Annotated in this window: 16 protein-coding genes; 1 reads left to right on the forward strand and 15 read right to left on the reverse strand. The window is 55.7% G+C overall.

Annotation, left to right across the window (positions count from 1 at the left end; genetic code table 11):
• The first annotated feature begins 100 nt into the window (after positions 1–100).
• Positions 101–1,099, forward strand: a complete 999-nt coding sequence (locus WBY09_RS06135; RefSeq protein WP_336232266.1) for a DMT family transporter — start codon at positions 101–103, stop codon at positions 1,097–1,099.
• Between the two features lie 12 nt (positions 1,100–1,111).
• On the opposite strand, the gene WBY09_RS06140 is transcribed toward WBY09_RS06135, so the two are convergent.
• The 15 genes from WBY09_RS06140 to murD all read right to left on the reverse strand — a co-directional run bounded on the left by WBY09_RS06140 (position 1,112) and on the right by murD (position 19,871).
• On the reverse strand, positions 1,112–1,699 hold the full coding sequence (locus WBY09_RS06140; protein ID WP_197147720.1) for a thermonuclease family protein: 588 nt from the start codon (positions 1,697–1,699) through the stop codon (positions 1,112–1,114).
• Entirely contained in the window at positions 1,671–2,063 is a 393-nt protein-coding gene (locus tag WBY09_RS06145; RefSeq protein WP_063088828.1) for a hypothetical protein, read from the reverse strand. The genes WBY09_RS06140 and WBY09_RS06145 overlap by 29 nt, the downstream gene beginning before the upstream one ends.
• A 28-nt stretch (positions 2,064–2,091) precedes the next feature.
• Positions 2,092–4,191: an NAD-dependent DNA ligase LigA gene (ligA, locus tag WBY09_RS06150; protein WP_197145611.1), complete on the reverse strand. Its 2,100-nt coding sequence runs from the start codon at positions 4,189–4,191 to the stop codon at positions 2,092–2,094.
• A 49-nt stretch (positions 4,192–4,240) separates the two neighbouring features.
• Positions 4,241–5,911 (reverse strand): DNA repair protein RecN, encoded by a 1,671-nt coding sequence (recN, locus tag WBY09_RS06155; protein WP_197145610.1) that lies wholly within the window; start codon positions 5,909–5,911, stop codon positions 4,241–4,243.
• A 260-nt stretch (positions 5,912–6,171) separates the two neighbouring features.
• A complete protein-coding gene (locus tag WBY09_RS06160) occupies positions 6,172–6,996 on the reverse strand; it encodes an outer membrane protein assembly factor BamD (RefSeq protein ID WP_197145609.1) in 825 nt (274 codons plus the stop codon).
• A gap of 223 nt (positions 6,997–7,219) precedes the next feature.
• On the reverse strand, positions 7,220–8,188 hold the full coding sequence (gene lpxC / locus WBY09_RS06165; protein ID WP_083996922.1) for a UDP-3-O-acyl-N-acetylglucosamine deacetylase: 969 nt from the start codon (positions 8,186–8,188) through the stop codon (positions 7,220–7,222).
• 335 nt (positions 8,189–8,523) lie between these two features.
• Positions 8,524–10,179 carry a cell division protein FtsZ gene (gene ftsZ, locus WBY09_RS06170; RefSeq protein WP_197145608.1) on the reverse strand — a complete coding sequence of 552 codons (1,656 nt, stop codon included), beginning with the start codon at positions 10,177–10,179 and terminating at the stop codon, positions 8,524–8,526.
• Positions 10,180–10,370: 191 nt separating this feature from the next.
• Positions 10,371–11,582 (reverse strand): cell division protein FtsA, encoded by a 1,212-nt coding sequence (gene ftsA / locus WBY09_RS06175; RefSeq protein ID WP_231959745.1) that lies wholly within the window; start codon positions 11,580–11,582, stop codon positions 10,371–10,373.
• 272 nt (positions 11,583–11,854) lie between these two features.
• On the reverse strand, positions 11,855–12,718 hold the full coding sequence (locus WBY09_RS06180) for a cell division protein FtsQ/DivIB (RefSeq protein ID WP_197145606.1): 864 nt from the start codon (positions 12,716–12,718) through the stop codon (positions 11,855–11,857).
• On the reverse strand, positions 12,706–13,620 hold the full coding sequence (locus WBY09_RS06185; RefSeq protein WP_286791635.1) for a D-alanine--D-alanine ligase: 915 nt from the start codon (positions 13,618–13,620) through the stop codon (positions 12,706–12,708). The genes WBY09_RS06180 and WBY09_RS06185 overlap by 13 nt, the downstream gene beginning before the upstream one ends.
• Complete coding sequence (gene murB, locus WBY09_RS06190) at positions 13,617–14,561, reverse strand: UDP-N-acetylmuramate dehydrogenase (protein ID WP_336232267.1); 945 nt, start codon at positions 14,559–14,561, stop codon at positions 13,617–13,619. The genes WBY09_RS06185 and murB overlap by 4 nt, the downstream gene beginning before the upstream one ends.
• 7 nt (positions 14,562–14,568) lie before the next feature.
• Entirely contained in the window at positions 14,569–15,978 is a 1,410-nt protein-coding gene (murC, locus tag WBY09_RS06195; RefSeq protein ID WP_197145603.1) for a UDP-N-acetylmuramate--L-alanine ligase, read from the reverse strand.
• Positions 15,975–17,174, reverse strand: coding sequence for an undecaprenyldiphospho-muramoylpentapeptide beta-N-acetylglucosaminyltransferase (murG, locus tag WBY09_RS06200; RefSeq protein ID WP_197145602.1), 1,200 nt, complete (start codon positions 17,172–17,174; stop codon positions 15,975–15,977). The genes murC and murG overlap by 4 nt, the downstream gene beginning before the upstream one ends.
• A 154-nt stretch (positions 17,175–17,328) precedes the next feature.
• A complete protein-coding gene (ftsW, locus tag WBY09_RS06205) occupies positions 17,329–18,468 on the reverse strand; it encodes a putative lipid II flippase FtsW (RefSeq protein WP_008889595.1) in 1,140 nt (379 codons plus the stop codon).
• Complete coding sequence (murD, locus tag WBY09_RS06210; RefSeq protein ID WP_197145601.1) at positions 18,465–19,871, reverse strand: UDP-N-acetylmuramoyl-L-alanine--D-glutamate ligase; 1,407 nt, start codon at positions 19,869–19,871, stop codon at positions 18,465–18,467. The genes ftsW and murD overlap by 4 nt, the downstream gene beginning before the upstream one ends.
• Positions 19,872–19,879: the final 8 nt, after the last annotated feature.

Here is a 19,879-nt window from a genome sequence, read left to right on the forward strand (position 1 = left end):
CTAGATATAGCCAAAGCTGATATCTGATAGCAATTAATTCGAATTGAATAATGGCAGTTCACGGGTAACTATGGCAACCGATAGAGGATCGGAGAAACTCATGACGCCACCACCGTCACCTTCTGAGCCCGGGCAACAGGTTGTTACGCCTGTCGTGTCGCCTGCGGGTTCCGCGCTGACCATCGTGTTGCTTGCGACAGCTGCCTTGGCCATGAAAGGCCTTCTGGCAAAATTTGTTTATGCCACAGGCATGACAGTGGATGGCCTATTGCTGTTGCGGTTTTTGATCGCGATGCCGCTCTTTTGGCTTGGTGTGGTTTTGTTTGGTAAAAACAGGCCGGGCGACCGCAAGATGAAGCCGGTCGATCTTGCATGGGGCGGGCTTTATGGCGGGCTGTTTTTTCTTGCGGCCTTGTTTGATTTTACCGCCGTTTCGTTGATTGAGGTCACCGTTTCAAGGATCGTGCTGTTTACGTTCCCGGCTGTCGTGATGATCCTTGAAGCGCTCCATAAACGGCGCTTTCCGCCATTTCGCCAGATTGTCTGCTTTGTCATAACCTATGTCGGACTTGTTTTGGTGCTGGCACCGGGCGGGTTTGGCGAAGTGTCGCAGGCACTTTGGTACGGGGCGGCTTGGGCGTTCGGTTCTGCCGTGACCTATGCGATTTATCTCTATTTCGGACAGCGGATGATTACCGTTATCGGGTCGATGCATTTTGCAGCCCTGATCAACACCATGGCCGGTATTTGCATGGTGAGTTACCAACTGATCGTGCAAAACCCGCTGAACCTGAATGTGGCCGGTATCATGTGGACGGCAGGCATTTCGATCTTTTGCACCGTTATTCCGTTCTTCCTGCTGTACGAGGGCATTCGCAGGATCGGGGCGACGCAGGCATCGTTGATATCGCTTTCGGGGCCAGCCATGACATTCTTCGCCGCCTGGCTGTTCCTTGGCGAAGTTCTGACAGTACCGCAATTGGTTGGGTTTGTGGTGGTTACACTTGGTGTGGCGTCACTTAAAAACAGCTTTACGCTGGCGGGGCTGGGCAGGTTGCTGGCACGGCCGTTTGCATCGGGCGGGACGTCGCAACGCTAATTGGGTTTGACGTTATTCGTCACGCTGCCAGCGGCGAACTTCAATTTCATGTTCGGGTAAACGTTCACCGCGCCGCCATTTCAGCGGATCGATAAATTCTCCTGCCCAGACGCCGGTGCGTGCCTGTCGCGCCTGATTTTCATAGGCTTCGTATTCCGGCATCTGATCGGGGCGGGCAACCGCCATGCCCCGAATAATCAGGCTTTGTCCAATATCAACCCCGTTGGCATTTCGGCAAACGGCCATGTTGCGATGGTACCGGTTTTTCCCGCGGACTTCGCACGTGATGGGTGTCGCGACCAGAAGGTTGGTGGTCACCTGCCATGCTTCGGCACCGCAGGCTGTGCTTTGGCCGTTGATCAGACATTCCTGAAAACGGTTCATGGCATCCGCCCCCCACAGATCAACACGTTTGAAGCCGAACTCAAGCGTATCAGCATCAACCGCACGCGCCGTGCCCGACAGGGTGTCAAAGTCAGGGTCGGCCTTTGATACTGCCGGAAAGCATCCCAGCATCAGGGCAAAACCAAGTGTGATCAGGCGGTGGGGAAGGGCGGGCACCATGCGGGCCTCAATACAGGTCGCTGTATCTGATTTCATCAAGCTGGGCAAAGATGACTTTCCACTTTTCATCCTGCTTGAGCAGCGCGAACGCATAGTCGCAATCAAAGATCAGGTTGTTTTCTGAATTGCCAAAGCGGAACGAAACAATTGCACGCGCCCCACCGGGAAGGGCGGAATGTTGTTCAATCACCATGGATTTCGCCATGGCAAGATCAGCATTTTTCAGTTCATCAAAGAATGAGTGATGGTATTTGTGCAGATCGTCTGAACTGCCAATGGCCTGCACGCCGGACAGATCATTGATCAGGCACGGGAAGTGGAAGAAATCATCAAGTGCGTTTTCTTCAAGCTTCAGATGGGCGTCGACATAACGGCGAAAAAAACTTCCAAGGTCTTCCATCAGCACACACTCCCCGGTTAGATCATTTTTATTCCGTGGCAATCAGATCAAGCCATCCCTGTTCATCAAGCACTGTAACACCTAATTCTTCTGCTTTCTTTAATTTGGAGCCCGCACCCGGTCCTGCAACCAGATAATCGGTTTTTGCCGATACGGATCCGGCGACCTTTGCACCAAGACTTTCGGCTTTGACCTTGGCCTCGTTGCGTGAAAACAACTCGAGCTTGCCAGTAAAGACGACGGTTTTGCCATTGACCGGATTGTCGCTAACTTGTGGGGCTTCTACATCGGTGATGGTCAAAAGCCCTTGCAGATCATCAAGAACCTCGCGGTTGTGATCTTCGGCCATGAATTCGATCAGGTCCTTGGCAACACCGGGGCCGATCTGATCAATGTTGATCAGTTCGCGAAGGGCTTCGCTGTCGGCTTCATTGGCCGCAACCATGGCACTGCGCCATTCGGCAAGCGATCCATAATGGCGTGCCAGAAGCTTTGCGGTTGCCTGTCCAATCTGGCGAATGCCAAGTGCATAGATAAACTTGTCGAGCCCGATGGTGCGCCGTTCATTGATGCCGTCGAACAGCTTGGTTGCGGATTTTTCGCCCCAACCTTCAAGCTTGCGGATGGCATCGCCATGATCGCTTTCAAGGCGGAAAATATCGCCAGGCGACTTCAGCCAACCCAGTTCAAAGAACGCCTCGACATTTTTCGCCCCCAGGCCATCGATATCAAAGGCTGTGCGCGATACGAAATGTTTCAGGCGTTCAACCGCCTGTGCCGGGCAGATCAAGCCGCCGGTGCACCGGGTGACGGCTTCGCCTTCTTCGCGCATGGCGTGGCTGCCGCATTTCGGGCAGGTGTCAGGGAACTGATATTCGCTGGTCTCTTCCGGGCGTTCATCAAGGATGACTTCAACCACCTGCGGGATGACATCGCCGGCACGCTGAATGACCACCATGTCGCCAACCCGAACGCCAAGACGTTCGATCTCGTCACGGTTATGCAGGGTGGCGTTGGATACCACCACACCGCCAACGGTGACCGGCTCCAATCGTGCAACCGGGGTCAGTGCGCCGGTGCGTCCAACCTGTACTTCGATGGCATTTACACGGGTGCGGGCTTTTTCGGCCGGGAATTTGTGCGCAATCGCCCAGCGTGGTGACCGGCTGACAAAACCAAGGCGCAGCTGCAGTTCAAAGTCATTGACCTTATAAACAATGCCATCAATGTCGTAATCAAGATCCGGGCGCTGGGTTGCCAGTTCGTCATAGAACGCCATGATGTCATCGGCATTATGAAGCAACCGGGTCAGCGGATTGGTGACAAAGCCCCATCCTTCAACCTTCTGCAGGAAATTCCACTGGTTCTGGGCCAGGCTTTCGGACAGTTCGCCAAAGCTATAGGCAAAGAAGCGAAGCGGGCGTTTGGCACTGATCGATGGATCAAGCTGGCGAAGCGATCCTGCCGCTGCGTTGCGCGGATTGGCAAAGGTCTTGCCGCCGGTTTCGGCCTGTGTCGCGTTCAGTTTCTGAAACGCAGAGCGTGCCATATAAACCTCGCCCCGGATTTCGACGACATCGGGCGCATCATCGGGAAGCGTCTTGGGGATGTCGTTAATATGGGCGACATTGGCGGTAACGTCTTCGCCCTCCGATCCATCCCCACGGGTGGCAGCCGTGACCAGTTGGCGGTTTTCGTAGCGCAGTGACAGGGAAAGGCCGTCGATCTTGGGTTCGCCAACCACTTCGACCGGGCTGTGCGCCGTCAGGTTCAGGAAGCGACGAATACGGGCAAGAAAATCGACAATGTCTTCGCGCGAAAATGCATTGCCAAGTGACAGCATCGGGCGGGCATGCTTGACCTTGGCAAAGCCTTCGGCCGGAGCGGCACCGACTTCCTGTGTCGGGCTGTTTTTCTTAAGCGTCGGATAGTGGGATTCCAGTTCGATCAGGCGATTGAACAGCGCATCATATGTCGCATCCGAAACCAGCGGGTCGTCATTGACGTGATAGGCCTCGTTATAAGACCGGATACGTTCAGAAATTTCGGCATGCTGTTTGCGCGCCTCCGTGCTCGAAGACGGCAATTCGGGAAGTTCGGACATGTTTGACGCGTGTTCGGCGCTCATATTCTTTTTGTTCCGTATTCAAGGTTGGGCCGACGCGTTGGCGCCGGGATCAATTGGGTTGTTCAAGCAGGCTGTCGGCCGCGGCACGCGCCTCTGCCGTCACGGAATGACCGGCCAGCATACGGGCGATTTCTTCGCGCCGCGCACCATCGACAAGGGCATCGACGCGGGTCACCATGGTGCCTTCTGCCTCGCGCTTGGCAATATAGAAATGCGTGCGACCACGGGCGGCGACCTGTGGGCTATGGGTGATCACAAGGATCTGGCGTTCCTGAGCCAGAAGATGCAGGCGCTGACCAATGGCCGCTGCCGTCGCGCCACCGACACCACTGTCGACCTCGTCAAAGACCAGACTGGGTACGGCAGAGACACGCGCAAGCACGACCTTGAGTGCCAGCAGGAAGCGCGAAAGCTCGCCCCCCGATGCGATTTTGTTGAGCGCGCCCGGGGGGCTTCCGGGGTTGGTCGCGACCGTGAACTGCACCCGGTCAATGCCGTCCTGACCCCATTCTGGTTCTTCAAGTTCGGCAATATCGGTCACAAAGCGCGCCTTTTCCATGCGAAGCGGCGGCAATTCGGCATTGATCGCGCCATCAAGCTTGGCGGCCGCTTCCTTGCGCGCCGCATGAAGCTTTTCGCCCGCTTCGATATAGGCTTTGCGATATTCGCTTACGGCGGCGGTCAGACGGCTCAGTTCCTTCTCGCCGAATTCAAGCTGATCGATCTGGGACCGGAAATCCTTCATCAGCGCATTCAGCCCATCGACCGGAACATTGTATTTGCGGGCGGCTGCGCGCAGGGCAAACAGGCGTTCCTCGACATTTTCCTGATGACCGGTATCAAGATTAAGATCAGCCAAGGTGGCCGAGATCGCCCTGTTGGCTTCTTCAAGCTCGATCGCGGCACGATCAAGGGCTTCGATAATCGGTTCAAACCGGCCATCGGCCTTTTCAAGTTCACGTTCAAGGCACCGCTGTGCACTGCGAAGGGCACTTTCGGCACCCTTGCCACGCGAAAGTTCCGTGCCGGCATCATTCAGGGCGGCAACCAGCTTTTCACCATGCATCAGGAATTGGCGTTCCTCGGCAAGGCGTTCTTCTTCGCCTTCTTCGGGGGAGAGCTTTTCAAGCTCATCGACGGCGTGGCGCAGCCATTCCTCTTCCTCGCGCGCCTTGTCAATTCGGGCGCGGGCGGCATTGAGTTCCTTTTGGGTTTCACGCCAGGCGCGCCAATGGTCGCGCACGGTCATGGCAAGGTTGCCAAGATTGCCGTGGGCATCAAGTGTCGCGCGGTGGGTGGTGGGATCAAGAAGGCCGTGCTGATCAAACTGGCCCTGAATTTCGACGCAGTAATCACCAACATCACGCAGCAGCCCGACCGAGACGGACTGGTCATTCACATAGGCGCGCGACCGGCCATCTGACGTTACCACCCGTCGGACAACAAGGTCTTCGCCCTCAAGATCAATATCCTGATCTGACAGCAGTCCGAAAACCGGGTGGCCCTGCGGCAGATTGAAGGTTGCGGTGACACTGCACTTATCGCAGCCATGGCGGACAAGGCCGCTATCGGCGCGCGCACCCAGGGCGAGGCCAAGGGAGTCAAGCAGGATCGATTTACCGGCACCCGTTTCACCTGTGAGCACGCTGAGCCCGTCGTGAAAATCGAGATCCAGTTTGTCGATAAGGACTACATTCCGAATGCTGAGGCGTCGAAGCATTGCTGGGTACTGATGTTGTTAACGGAGCAGCAGACAGGTACAGCCAAACTTGTTTGTGAATGTGCAGAGTGCCCAATCCCGCCCTGCCTTGCAAGCCTTGCGAAGGCGAAACGACATTCAATCATGTCGTCCCAAGGGCGTTTGATCAAAACGCAGTGATATCAGACATTAACCGCAAGTTGTTCTTTTTTTGTTCTATCTTGTCGCAAGGCGGATTGTCAAGCAAACCCTTGGCCTTGCGAGGGTTTGCTTGATTGAAATCAGAACAGGCTGGATATGGCGTTGGTCGTGTCATCCCACCAACTGCTGTCTTCGCGCTCCGGTGCGTCTTCACCAAGCATGAGACTATAGGACTCGCTGTAATATTCACTGCCCGGGAAGTTGTGACCAAGCACGGCCGCGGTCCGTTTGGCTTCGCCTTCAAGACCAAGCGCGAGATAGCATTCGGTCAGGCGTGCAAGGGCTTCTGGCACGTGGGTGGTGGTCTGATAATTTTCGATCACCGATTTGAAACGGTTGATTGCCGCCAGATATTCGCTGCGGTCCTGATAATAGCGCCCGACATCCATTTCCTTGCCCGCAAGGTGATCGACCGTCAGGTCCTTTTTCAGCTTGGCATCGCGAGCATATTTGCTGTCAGGGAAGCGGCGAATGACGTCGTCAAGCGCATCCATCGCGTGCTGGGTCATCTGCTGATCGCGGCCGACGTCGGAAATCTGTTCGTAATAGGACAGCGCCTTGAGGTAATAGGCATATGGCACATCCGGGTTGGCCGGATGCAACGAGATAAAGCGATCCAGTGCGTTGATCGCATCATCGTATTTGTTGTCCTGGTAATAGGCATAAGCCGACATCAGGGTCGCCTTGGTCGCCCAGACCGAATAGGGGTGCTGACGTTCGACTTCGTCAAATGCCTCGGCCGCCTGTTGGTATTCCTTGGCGTCAAGCAGATCCTGCGCGCCGTTATACAGTTCGGAAACCGGACGTTCTACATATTCCGGCGCATCATTGCTTGAACATGCCGCAAGCATCAGCGACAGGCCGAGAGTTGCAATGACGTGTTTGGCGCGAACGGTACTTAGCACTGTGACGTATCCTCGAAATTTTTGACGCACTCACCGTAAAATCCGCCGGACTATATCATGCGAAGGGCGTGCTTGGGCAAGTAGTTGTGTCGTCAAATGCCGACTTTTATTCCATGTTAAATGCTGTGACACGGATCAGAACACTGAAAACCAACGCCGAAAACAAAAAAGGCGACCACGCGGGCCGCCATTTTCATAATTTGGATACCAGTGACGCCTGATTTCAGGCGGTGGCAAGCATTGGCTCGGAAACGCCGCGCAAGGCCGCCTTGGTCAGCGGAACAACACGATAAGCGTCTTCGTCGGCCAGCAACGCCTGCAGCAGCAGATTGTTGACATGGTGACCAGATTTGTACGCGGTGACCTTGCCCTGCAACTGGTTGCCGGCGGTATAAAGATCGCCCAGCGCATCAAGGATCTTGTGGCGGACGAATTCGTCTTCGTAACGCAGGCCTTCCTCGTTCATGACTTCGTCACCGGAAAGAACAACCGCGTTATCAAGCGAACCACCACGGGCAAGACCGGCAGAACGCATGGCTTCAACTTCATGCAGGAAGCCAAAGGTGCGCGCACGTGCGATGTCGGCCACAAACACACCGTCATCGAACTTTACGGACATGCGCTGGTTGGCAATGGCCTTGCTGGCGAAATCGATTTCGAAATCGATCTCGAACCCGTTGGCCGGTTCAACGCGTGCGGTGCAGCCGTTATATTCGACTTCAACCGGTTTCAGGACTTCAATGACCTGACGCGGGGCATCAAGTTCTTCGATGCCAACGCAATCAATCAGGAAGTTAAACGGGGCGGAACTGCCATCCATGACCGGAACTTCGTCGGCATCGATATCGATGAGCACGTTATCAATGCGCGTACCGGCAAGGGCGGCCATCAGATGTTCGATGGTCCCGATCTTGATGCCCCGGGCTGCATCACCAAGGCAGGTGCAAAGACGGGTATCGATCACGCCATCGTAACGTGCCGGAAACAGCGGCTGGTCATCCAGGTCCGTGCGGCGGAATACAATGCCATGATCGGCAGGGGCAGGGTGAAGGGTAATGCGAATCTTCTGACCGGAATGCAGACCAACACCGGCACAGCCGATAGAGGCTTTGAGCGTGCGCTGGAGCACATAACCGTCGCCGGAAAAGCCAGTCTGCGTGATAGCAGAACCAAGATCGGCAATATTGTTCACAGGAACCCCCAAATCAGGTCAGTCAGTTTGTCATCAATCAACGTCAAAGCATGTTCAAAGCCACCTTCAAATTGGTTGGCCCCTGCTTTGTTAGTTTGGAACACTACTGTTGATCGAACAATCACTCAAATCACTCTTTGTTACGCTTTGTAAACTTCATAGTACTTTGAAATTAATAAATAAAATGCATTTCTGCTGGGTATTTTGAGCCGGTTGTAACCGTTTGGCTTACGGGCTTTGGTCACAATTGCCGAATTACAGCGTCATCCAAGCTGGTGCGTCCAAAAAAAAGGGGAAGGCATTAAGCCTTCCCCATCTTCGCGCGGAGATCGTCGTCAGTTGGCCTGACGACGAAGGAAGGCCGGAATTTCAAGAAGGTCGTCAGACGCGCCTTGCGCCTTGCCCCGGGAAGCAGGCTCCTTCTTCATGACATGTTCGCTGTCCTCGCCAAGCGGCATCTCGGTCTGGCGTGGCGCAGGAGCCTGCGGCTGCGAGACTTTCGGCTCCGCATAGCTATGCGGTTCCTTGGCGGTCTTGTTCTTGCCAAACAGGCTGCTCAGAACAGAACGCGGCGAGGTTGCATTCTGGGCATCAGCTGCCTCGAATACGTCCGGGCTGTGCTGAGCATGCTCGGCTTCGCTTGGCGTTACAGCACGCGGCGGAATGAAAGCCATGTCGCCGTTGCTGGTGGGTTTCTGGACCGGCTTGTCTGCACGCAGAACGGGTTTCGGTTTCAGGACCGTCTGGCCCATTTCAATCGACCCGGTTTCCTGTGCTTCGGCCTGATGGCTGATTTCCGGCTGCTGTGCGCTACCGGTTGCAGCAAAGCGATCAGCAGGAATGTGATCAACCGACGCACCACCCGCATAGTCACCAGCACCCGTGTTGTGGGCAGCAGCGGCTGCTGCGTTGCCTGCGCCATGTTGTGCGAAGGACGGTGCCGCGGCAGGCTGTTCTGCCGGTTTCTGGGAAACAGGCTGTGCAACAGAAACAGTGGTCGGTTGCGGACGGCGAACTTCTTCGGCGTCTATACCGGTTGCAACAACAGAAACGCGAAGCGCACCTTCGATGGTCGGATCGAAGGTCGAACCGAAGATGATGTTGGCTTCGGATGCAACTTCCTCGCGGATGCGGTTGGCGGCTTCGTCAACTTCATACAGCGCCATATCCATGCCGCCGGTGATGTTGATAAGAACCGCACGGGCACCCTTCATCGAGGCATCTTCAAGAAGCGGATTGGCTATTGCAGCCTCGGCAGCCTCAAGTGCACGTTTTTCACCCGATGCTTCACCGGTGCCCATCATGGCTTTGCCCATCTCGCTCATGACAGTGCGGATATCGGCAAAGTCAAGGTTCACAAGACCCGGGACCATCATAAGGTCGGTAATCGAACGGACACCGTTGCGCAGAACGTCATCAGCCATCTGGAAGGCATCTGCGAAGGTTGTTTTTTCATTCGCGACCCGGAACAGGTTCTGGTTCGGAATGATAATCAGGGTGTCGACATACTGCTGAAGCTGTTCGATACCCTGTTCGGCGGTGCGCATGCGGCGCGTGCCTTCGAAATGGAACGGCTTGGTAACAACACCAACGGTCAGAATGCCGGCTTCTTTGGCCGCACGTGCAATGACCGGGGCTGCACCGGTACCCGTACCACCGCCCATACCGGCGGTGATGAATACCATGTGGCTGCCTTCAAGCTGCGCCTGAATTTCTTCAATGGATTCTTCGGCGGCGGCACTACCCGCATCCGGACGTGCGCCTGCACCCAGCCCCTGGGTAATCTTGCGACCAAGCTGCATCTTGCGTGTTGCTTTTGCTTGGGTCAGGGCCTGAGAATCGGTGTTGGCAACAACAAAGTCACATCCTTCAAGTTCGGATGCGATCATGTTGTTAACGGCGTTGCCGCCGGCACCACCGACACCGATAACGGTGATCTTTGGTTTTAGGTTTTCTTCCGTTTCAGGAACGGAAAAACTGATTGTACTCATTGTTTGCTCTTCCTCTCCGCGCTTTAGAGCTGAGGGTCCTACACAAGCCTTCCCTTTGCCTGTGCGTGCCAGAAATACTTCGGGCACAAAGACCTCCGAGTCCGTTTTAGCTGGCAAAGAGTTATTGCCTTCTTAATGCGGCTAAAAGTTTTCGGGAAAATGGATAAAAAAAGTGCGTTTGGGGGTGCGAACTAGAAGTTCTCTTTGAACCAGGCACCCAAACGGCCCCAACGCCCACCCGATTGACGGATTTGCGCCATGGCTTCGCTCAGGGGGTCGTTCTGTTGTGCAACAGCGCGCAACAGCAGCCCCGAACAGGCCGAAAAAGCAGGTCCGGCGGTGGCTTCGGCAAGGCCCGAAACACCGTGCGGCAGGGCAATCGTGGCCGGACGTTCAAACATCTGACTGGCCAGATCGGCAATCGCGTTCAATTGGCTGGCACCACCGGTCAGAACGATGCTGCGACCACCGATTTGCGACAAGCCGTGTTCTTCCAACTGATCGCGGATCAATTCGAACGTTTCTTCAAGTCTCGGCTTGATGATGTTGATCAGCATCGAGCGCGGCACATGATTGAAATTGTTTTCGTCTTCATCGCCGATGGTCGGAACCGCGAGGATTTCCTGATCATCGGACGGCGAGGTCAAAGCACTGCCATGCAGGGTTTTCATGCGTTCGGCATGATTAAGCGACGTATTGAGCCCATAGGCGATATCGCGCGTGACATGAGCACCACCGACCGGGATCGAGGTGGTGTAGACCACCTGACCGGCATTAAAGACCGCCACACTTGTGGTGCCTGCGCCCATATCAATCACGGTCGCGCCCAGATCGCGCTGATCGGCTGTCAGGGCCGACAGACCCGATGCCAGCGGGGTGACGACCGTTTCCTCAATCGCAAGGTGGCAACGCGCCAGAAGGGTGCCAAGATTGCGCAAGGGTGCGGTTTGCGTTCGTACAAAATGCAGATCAAGACCAAGGGTCGATCCATACATGCCGCGCGGATCATTCATGGTGTTGGCACCGTCAAGGCGGAACCCCAATGGGACAGTATGGATCAGCTCATCACCGGCCTGACGCAGAAGGGCTTCCTTCTGATCATTGAGTTTTCGGATCTCAAGATTGCCAATCGGGCGGGAGCCAAGCGGAAGCTCAACCGTGTGGGTTTCGGATTCCGGTCGACCGCCAGACAGATTGACAATGACTGAGTCGATGGTCTGACCCGCCATTTTTTCAGCGGCGTTGACCGCGGCAAGCACGACTTCCTGTGCGGCATCAAGATTGGAAATTGATCCACTTTGCAGGCCCTTGGACATGTTGTGACCAATGCCGATGATTTTCGGCGGTTGGTCCTTTTCACGTCGTGCAATAAAGCAGCAGACCTTGGACGTTCCAATGTCCAATGCCGCAATCAATCCTGATCTGGTTTTGCCGCGTGCCAATTGAATGCTCTGAATTTTTATGGGTTATGTGGTCGGACTTTTTTTGACCGTACCTTATTAAGCCTGTTTTCGACCAAAAGCGGTTGCAATTTGGTTAAGGCAGACCGTCGCATAACGCATCTTCATGCGAAACTACGCAAAGAAGGTGGAAAAACAATCATGATATTGCGCAAGTCAGTGCTTTATGCGTCTGAAACGGGGCGCAGGATGGGGAGGGTATCGGGGCGGTCAGTTCAGACCGCGCCCTCCTTCTTTGGCGGATTACGCCTTTGTTCTGCGGCACCGGGTGTGAGGCGGACAAATGTGCGGTCGGGCAGGCGCAAATCAACAATCAGAACATCGCGATCAAGGATGCTGTGTTCGCGATCAAGGACTTCGAGGCGCTGCCATGCCTTTTCCATGTTTTCCTCAGGCAGGCGAATGAACATGCCGTTGGCAAGCTGGATGTTCCAGCGACGATGCCCGATGCGCTGGGCACCGGTGATCTGTTCATAAAGGTGCGGAATGGATTGCAGGGTGGTCAGCATTTCCGCCGCACTTTTCGGTGCATCGTCACCGACAAGAACTGGCAGATCAAGGTAATCACCAAGTTCGTAATTCTGAAGTTGCTCGCCATCGCCATCGATCAACACATGGTCGCGGCCCTCGGTTTGCCAGATCGCCAGTGGTTTGCGTTCAACAACCGAGACGATGAGGGTGTCGGGCAACTGGCGTTCGACGGTAGCACTTCGGATCCATGAAAGCTCTTCGATGCGTTCGCGGGCGGCGTCGACATCAAATGTAATGATCGGCGTGCCCGGTTTCTGTCCGATGGCCGCCAAAAGGGCATTCGGGTCGGTTTTTTCGCGACCTGAAACTTCGATATTCTTGACCGTCATGCCAAACGCGGCAGAAAGCCGAACACTTTCCTGCGTCGCCAGTCTCATCCATTTATCGGCCTTGCCGGTATAAACAAGGGCTGTCGGAACAATCACGATGGCACCAATGAAGCCGGTCCACCACATGACCCGCGCGATCTTTTTGACGTTGGTGCCAACGCTATGTTGTTTATCAAGCTTCTCGCGCCGTTCGCGGGCCTGTTCTTCTAGCGTTCGCACGATGCATCCTCCACCATCCATGCAACGATGTCGGCAAAGCTCATGCCGTCATGGCGTGCGGCATCCGGGACCAGTGATGTCGGCGTCATGCCCGGTTGGGTGTTAATCTCAAGGATTACCAAACGGTCGTTTTCCGGGTCATAGCGGAAATCGGCGCGTGCCACACCCCGGCAGCCAAGCGCCTTATAAGCTTCTTCGGCGTGACGTTGCAGACGATCGCGCAAATCGCCTTCGATGTCGGCAGGAACGATATGTTCTGAGCCGCCCTGGGCATATTTGGATTCAAAGTCATAAAATGCGTGATTGCCGGTCAGGATTTCGATGACTTCCATCGCCTCGCCGTCCTTGACGGCAACGGTCATTTCGCGCCCGGGAATGAATTCTTCCTGCATGACGCCTTCACCATGGACCCAATCACGGGCCAGCATGTTTTGTTCTTCCTCGACCGTCAGGATGATTTCAACCCCGACCGAGGATCCCTCGTTATTGGGTTTCAAAACATAGGGCGGCGGCAATGCCTTGCCAGATGCGATGTCTTGGCGCGTGACCCAGACATGACGGGCGCAGGGAATTTCGTATTCGGCAAACATCGCCTTGGCGGACATCTTGTCCATAGCAATTGCCGATGCCCGAACACCGGAATGGGTATAGGGGATGTTCATGATTTCAAGCAGGCCCTGAACCGCGCCATCTTCGCCCCAGCGGCCATGCAGGGCATTGAAAATCACGTCCGGTTTGGGATCAAGGGCCGCCAATTGATGGGCGAGATCACGGTTTGCGTCGATTTCGGTGACTTTATAGCCCTTCTCGCGCAACGCCTTGGCGCATTCGCGCCCCGAGGACAGGGAAACTTCCCGTTCTGCTGACCAACCGCCCAGAATGACAGCGACATGTTTGTTCATGCGTCTTTTCCTATGATCGAGTGGCCAAGGCGTTCGCCAATGCGCCGGATTTCCCAGCGCAGCTCAACGCCGCTGTGTTCTTTGACCCGCCTGCGGACCTCTTCGCCCAACTGTTCAAGATCAAGGGCGGAGGCATCGCCCTTATTGATCATGAAGTTGCAATGCTGTTCGGACATCTGCGCGCCACCGATGGTAAGTCCCCGGCATCCGGCGGCATCAATCAATTCCCAGGCGCGATCAGGCACCGGATTGGCAAAGGTCGATCCACCGGTGCGTGATTTGATCGGTTGCGATTCCGCGCGCGCCTTCTGGATTTCATCCATGCGTTTGGCGATGTCTTCGGGATCACCGGACGATGCGCGCAAGATTGCGGATGTGAAAATCCAGTCTTCCGGAAGCCCGCAGTGGCGATAGGTCATATTCATTTCATCTGGCGTGACGGTGTGAATGTTGCCGCTGCCGTCAATTGCGGTTGCCGATACAAGGACATCCTTGATCTCGGTGCCATAGGCCCCGGCATTCATGCATAAGGCCCCACCGATGGTGCCGGGAATTCCAGACAGAAATTCCAGACCGGCAATGCCGTTCATCTGTGCGGTTTGCGCAACATTGAGGTCAAGCGCGCCGGCACCGGCGTGAACCGCGCCATCTTCAACCACCACGTCGGTAAACGGGCGACCAAGGCGGATGACAACCCCACGAATGCCGCCATCGCGCACCAAAAGGTTCGAGCCAACGCCGATCACGGTTACTGGCATATCCGCCGGTTTGCCTTTCAGGAAGGCGGCAAGGTCGGCTTCGTCTTCTGGGCGAAACATCACGTCTGCCGGGCCACCAACCTGAAACCAGGTGACTTTGGCAAGTTGTGCGCCTTCGCGCAGCTTGCCACGCACCTTGGGCAGGCGGTCGATCAGGGGCGTATGGTGTTTCGGCGTGCTCATATCTGCCTCAGTTCTTGATCGCTTCAAGTTGGGCGGGCAGGGCATTTGCCCATGCGCTGATGGAACCAGCACCAAGGCAAACAACAAGATCGCCCGGCTTTGCTTCGGCTTTGATGACTTCGGCCAGTTTTTCCGGCCCTGCAAGTGCGCTGACATGGCGATGGCCACGGTTGCGCAGGCCTTCAACAAGGGCATCACGCGATGCGCCTTCAATCGGGCTTTCACCGGCTTCGTAAACGTCGGCAACAATCACACTGTCAGCATCGTTAAAGCAGGTGCAGAAATCTTCAAACAGGTCATGCAGGCGCGAATAACGGTGCGGCTGAACCACAGCAATCACGTTGTTCTGGGTTGCCTGACGGGCGGCCTTCAGCACCGCCTTGATTTCAACCGGGTGGTGACCATAATCGTCGATAATGGTGACACCATCGACTTCACCGGTTTTGGTGAAGCGACGTTTAACGCCGGTAAAGCCATCAAAGGCGGATACGATTTTCTCATCCGGGATGCCAAGTTCAAGCGCGACCGTGATCGCCGCCAACGAGTTCGAAACGTTATGATCGCCTACCATCGGTAAACGGACATCCTTGATCACGCGTTCTTCGCTATCGACGCGTTCGCGGATCACGACATCAAATACGGTGTCGCCGATATTGGTGCGCACATTAACCGCACGGACATCGGCCTGCGGCGAAAAGCCGAACGTGAAAATGCGGCGATCCGTGACGCGCCCGATAAGGGCCTGGACTTCGGGATGGTCGATGCACAGAACGGCAAAGCCATAGAACGGGATGTTCTGAACGAAGTTCTTGAAGGCTTCGCGCAGTTGATCGAAATCTTTCCAGTGATCCAGATGTTCCGGGTCAATGTTGGTCACGACTGAAATCGTCGACGGTACTTTGACAAAGGTACCATCAGACTCATCGGCCTCAACCACCATCCAGTCGCCTTCGCCAAGGCGGGCATTGGTGCCGTATGAATTAATGATCCCGCCATTGATCACTGTAGGATCAAGGCCAGCCGCATCCAGCATGGTCGCAACCAGCGATGTGGTCGTGGTTTTGCCGTGCGTGCCGCCAATCGCAATGGCGGCCTTAAGACGCATCAATTCGGCCAGCATTTCAGCACGACGCACGACCGGGATCATCGCGGCACGCGCGGCAACGACTTCGGGGTTGGTCGGCTTGACGGCGGTTGAAATCACAACAACCTTGGCGTCTTCGACGTTTTCTTCCTTGTGGCCGACAAAGACCTTGATGCCAAGGGCGCGCAGGCGCTGCACATTGGCATTGTCTGAAATGTCCGACCCCTGAACGGAATAGCCGAGGTTATTGAGGATTTCGGCAATACCGGACATGCCGATGCCACCAATACCGACAAAGTGGATGGTGCCGATGTTGAGCGGCAGGGTGTTCATTGAGAGTCTCCTCGGTCTTGCGTCATGTTTTTGTTATCCGGGCTTCCTGCCGGGTTCAGGCCCAGCATATCAAGCACCATGTCAGCCAAACGCTCTGCGGCATTGGCGCGCCCACTGCTTTTGGCGGCTTTTGCCGCACGGGTAAGCGCCGCGGAGTTGGTTAAAAGTTTTGCCAGGCGATCTGTGACGGCCTCACTGCTAAAACGTTCTTGTGGCATCAGCCACGCACCACCAGAATCTTCGATCTGCTGGGCATTGTAACGCTGATGATCATCAATGGCATGGGGCAGGGGTACGAGAAAACCAGGACGTCCAGCCGCGGTCAGTTCCGCCACAGTCGACGCCCCCGAACGGGCAATTACCAGATGGCAATCGCGCAGGCGTTCGGGGATATCACTGATGAAGGATGCCAGGGTCACGTCGATTTGCGATCCGTCATAGGTCTTGCGTACCGTATCGATATCTTCTTCTCGCGCCTGTTGGGTAACAATCAGGCGTTTGCGGATGGCCTCCGGCAGGTTGACCAGTGCGGTTGGCAGAACTTCCGACAGGATGCGTGCGCCTTGTGATCCGCCCGTGATCAGAAGGCGGATCGGACCGTCGCTGGTCGGGGCCTCGTACTCGGTTGCGGCAAGGGCTGCGACCTCGGCACGGACAGGATTGCCCGTCCAGATCACTTTGGCCTCGTCACTTGATGCAATCATCGTGACCTTGGCAAAGGATGTCGCGATGCGCTGTGCGTTGCTGGCAACAAGACGGTTAGCACGGCCCAAAACCGCGTTTTGTTCATGAATGGCATAGGGAATGCCAAGCCACTTGGCCGACATGGTCGCCGGGATAGAGGCATAACCACCAAAGCCGATCACGGCCGCGGGTTTGGTCTTTTTGATCCGTTTGCGGGCCTTGAGCGTGCCAAGGCCAAGCCGGGCGGCCCCGATCAGGCGGCCTTTGATGCCTTTGCCGGCAATGCCGCCGGCCGGCAGGATGACGGTTTCGACGCCGTCAACGCCCTCGGTATAGCGTGCGGCACGGGCATCGGTGAAAAACAGGACCTTTGCACCACGACGCACCAGCGATTTGGACAAGGCAACAGCCGGAAACATATGCCCGCCAGTGCCACCGGATGTTACGGCGATCACCTGACCTGCGAGCGGTGTCTCGACGGCAGAAAGTTCTGGGTTAGCGAAGTCAGTCATCTTGTCCACATCTAAAACGACGGCAGTGCGGGGAGGGTCCCCGACAGTTACCCCCATCAGAACCCGACAAAGGTTAATATCCCTTCAAACCGGGCGTGGAATATCACCTGATTTTGTCGTTTTGATGCAGAAAGTTTTAAAGGGGTGATGGCAATTATTCGCCGGGTCGTTTTCGCGTTAGTGCCAGAACAAATCCCATGCCAATCGCAATCCCGATCGTGGCCGACCCGCCATAGGAAACAAACGGCAACGTCATGCCCTTTGGCGGGACCAACTGCAGGGTGGAAGCCATGTTGATCACGGCCTGCAAGCCGAACTGAACCAGAATGCCGGTGACGGCCAGAACGACAAACAGGTTGCGTTCCCCCATCAGGCGCGAAAGACCGCGCATGATGATGAAGGTAAAGACACCGACAACCAGCACACAGAACAGAAGACCGAATTCCTCGCCAGCGACGGCAAAGATGAAGTCGGAATGGGCATCCGGGATGGAGTTCTTGACCCAGCCTTCTCCCGGGCCACGGCCCATGATGCCACCACTCATGAAGGCTTCCATGGATCGTTCGATCTGATAGCTGTCACCAGATGCCGGATCAAGGAAGCGGTCCACACGCGACTGAACGTGCGGCAAGATCAGATAGGCCGTAACGGCCAGTCCAACGGCGCCAAGCCCAAGACAGAACACCAGAATGATCGGAAGTCCGGCAAGGAAGATCTGCACCGACCAGATCGAGGTGATGACAACGGTCTGACCAAAGTCCGGCTGGATCATCAGAAGGAAGATACAAACAGCCAGCATCAGGCTTGAAACGATATAGCCCGGGAAATTGGGGTTGAGACGCCCTTCGGCAAACATCCAGGCAATGACAACCGCAAAGGCCGGTTTGAGGAATTCGGACGGTTGCAGGTTGATCCCGGCAACGTTGATCCAGCGTACTGCACCCTTGATGTCTGATCCGATGAACGGGGTGATGATCAGCAAAAAGAGCACACCCAGAAACATGAAGGACGCCAGACGCCGCACCCATTTCACCGGCAACAGCGAAATGGCAAACATGCAGACTGTCGCCATGCCAAGGAAAACGAACTGGCGGGTGACAAAGTGGAAACTGTCAACATTGATGCGATCAGCAACCGGCGGACTTGCCGACATCACCAGAAGCGCGCCAATCCCCATCAGAAGGATGATGGCCGCCAGCAACCAGCGATCGACCGTCCACCACCAGATCCCCAGAACCGAGGTATCGGCACGCGAAAAGGCGATATTCGTGTTATGACCAAACAGGGACTTCATGCGTTTGCCTTCCCGGTCATGTCACCACTCGCCAATGCGTTGTACAGATCGCGGAAGGCATCGCCGCGCGCCTCAAAGCTTTTAAACTGATCAAACGATGCGCAGGCCGGGGTGAGCATCACCACCGGTTTGTGATCACCGCTGGACTTGGCGTCGGCAAAGGCCATTTTGGTTGCGACATCAAGGGTTTCGCATTTCTCCCATGGCAGATCATCACCAAGGGTTTCGGCAAATTCGTTGGTCGCGGCACCGATCAGATAGGCTTTCTTGATGTGGGGATAGAATTCCTGCAATCCCTCAATTCCGCCTTCCTTGGGTTTACCACCGGCAATCCAGTAGATGTTGTGATAGGCCGAAAGCGCCTTTTCTGATGCCTCGGCATTGGTGGCCTTGCTGTCATTGATAAACACCACGCCATCAATGGTGCCGAGCAATTCCTGTCGATGTGCCAGACCCGGGAAGGACATGATCCCGTCAATGATCCGGGTGGCATCCACACCGCGCGCACGGCAGAGCCCATATGCAAAGGCAATGTTTTGCCAGTTGTGGCGTCCGGGCATCTGGTTGACGGTCGCAAGGTCCAGAATACGGGTTTGCGCGCCGGTCATGTCATCAATCAGCCAGCCATCCGCATCAACATAGATGCCGTGATCGACCGGTTGCTTGACGGAAACCTCGATGATGTGCCGACCGCCTTCACGGGCCAGTTCAACCGCCATTTTGGTACACGGCTCGTCATCAATGGAAATGATCGCCCATTTCGGCCCCTTTGCACGGGCAAAGATCAGGTGCTTGGCGCCGATATAGCCATCCAGTCCGCCATGACGATCCAGATGATCCGGCGTGATGTTCAAAAGCGCACAGGCATCAAAGGCCGCATGTTCCAGCAGTTCAAGCTGATAGGATGACAGTTCAAGAACCAGACAATCATCGGCGGTGGAGGGTTCAAGCCCTAGGGCCGCATTGCCAAGGTTGCCGCCCGCCTGCGTCTTGATCCCGGCCTGCCCGATGATGTGGGCGGTCAGTGCTGTGGTGGTTGATTTGCCGTTGGTGCCGGTGATGGCAAGTGTGGGCACATCAGGCTGCGCCACACAAAGCAACTCGACGTCGCAAATGATCGGTTTGCCCGCACGGCGTGCCTTTTCAGCCGCCGGATGCGGGGTCGGGAAGGTGGACGGAATACCCGGGCTGATCACCAGCATGTCGGGTTCTGTCCAGTCACATTCCGCCAGATTAATCGGGGCAAGGCCAAGCGGTTCAAGCTGTTCACGTGATGATGCGTTGTCATCCCACGCCCAGACGATGGCACCTGCATTGATCAATGCCTTCACACTGGCAAGTCCGGATTTCCCAAGACCCAGAACCGTGATGGTTTTGCCGCGCAGATGTGAAAGATCAATCAATTCAGTAT

The organism is Thalassospira sp. CH_XMU1458, from assembly GCF_037027205.1.
Lineage (GTDB): Bacteria > Pseudomonadota > Alphaproteobacteria > Rhodospirillales > Thalassospiraceae > Thalassospira > Thalassospira tepidiphila.

Bases quoted from the DNA above. Each gene is read 5' to 3' on its own strand.
- ligA (WP_197145611.1), bottom strand. From the start codon at position 4,191: ATGAGCGCCGAACACGCGTCAAACATGTCCGAACTTCCCGAATTGCCG.
- WBY09_RS06145 (WP_063088828.1), bottom strand. From the start codon at position 2,063: ATGGAAGACCTTGGAAGTTTTTTTCGCCGTTATGTCGACGCCCATCTG.
- ftsW (WP_008889595.1), bottom strand. From the start codon at position 18,468: ATGAAGTCCCTGTTTGGTCATAACACGAATATCGCCTTTTCGCGTGCC.
- WBY09_RS06135 (WP_336232266.1), top strand. From the start codon at position 101: ATGACGCCACCACCGTCACCTTCTGAGCCCGGGCAACAGGTTGTTACG.
- WBY09_RS06140 (WP_197147720.1), bottom strand. From the start codon at position 1,699: ATGAAATCAGATACAGCGACCTGTATTGAGGCCCGCATGGTGCCCGCC.
- WBY09_RS06185 (WP_286791635.1), bottom strand. From the start codon at position 13,620: ATGAACAAACATGTCGCTGTCATTCTGGGCGGTTGGTCAGCAGAACGG.
- ftsZ (WP_197145608.1), bottom strand. From the start codon at position 10,179: ATGAGTACAATCAGTTTTTCCGTTCCTGAAACGGAAGAAAACCTAAAA.
- murC (WP_197145603.1), bottom strand. From the start codon at position 15,978: ATGAACACCCTGCCGCTCAACATCGGCACCATCCACTTTGTCGGTATT.
- murG (WP_197145602.1), bottom strand. From the start codon at position 17,174: ATGACTGACTTCGCTAACCCAGAACTTTCTGCCGTCGAGACACCGCTC.
- murB (WP_336232267.1), bottom strand. From the start codon at position 14,561: ATGAGCACGCCGAAACACCATACGCCCCTGATCGACCGCCTGCCCAAG.
- recN (WP_197145610.1), bottom strand. From the start codon at position 5,911: ATGCTTCGACGCCTCAGCATTCGGAATGTAGTCCTTATCGACAAACTG.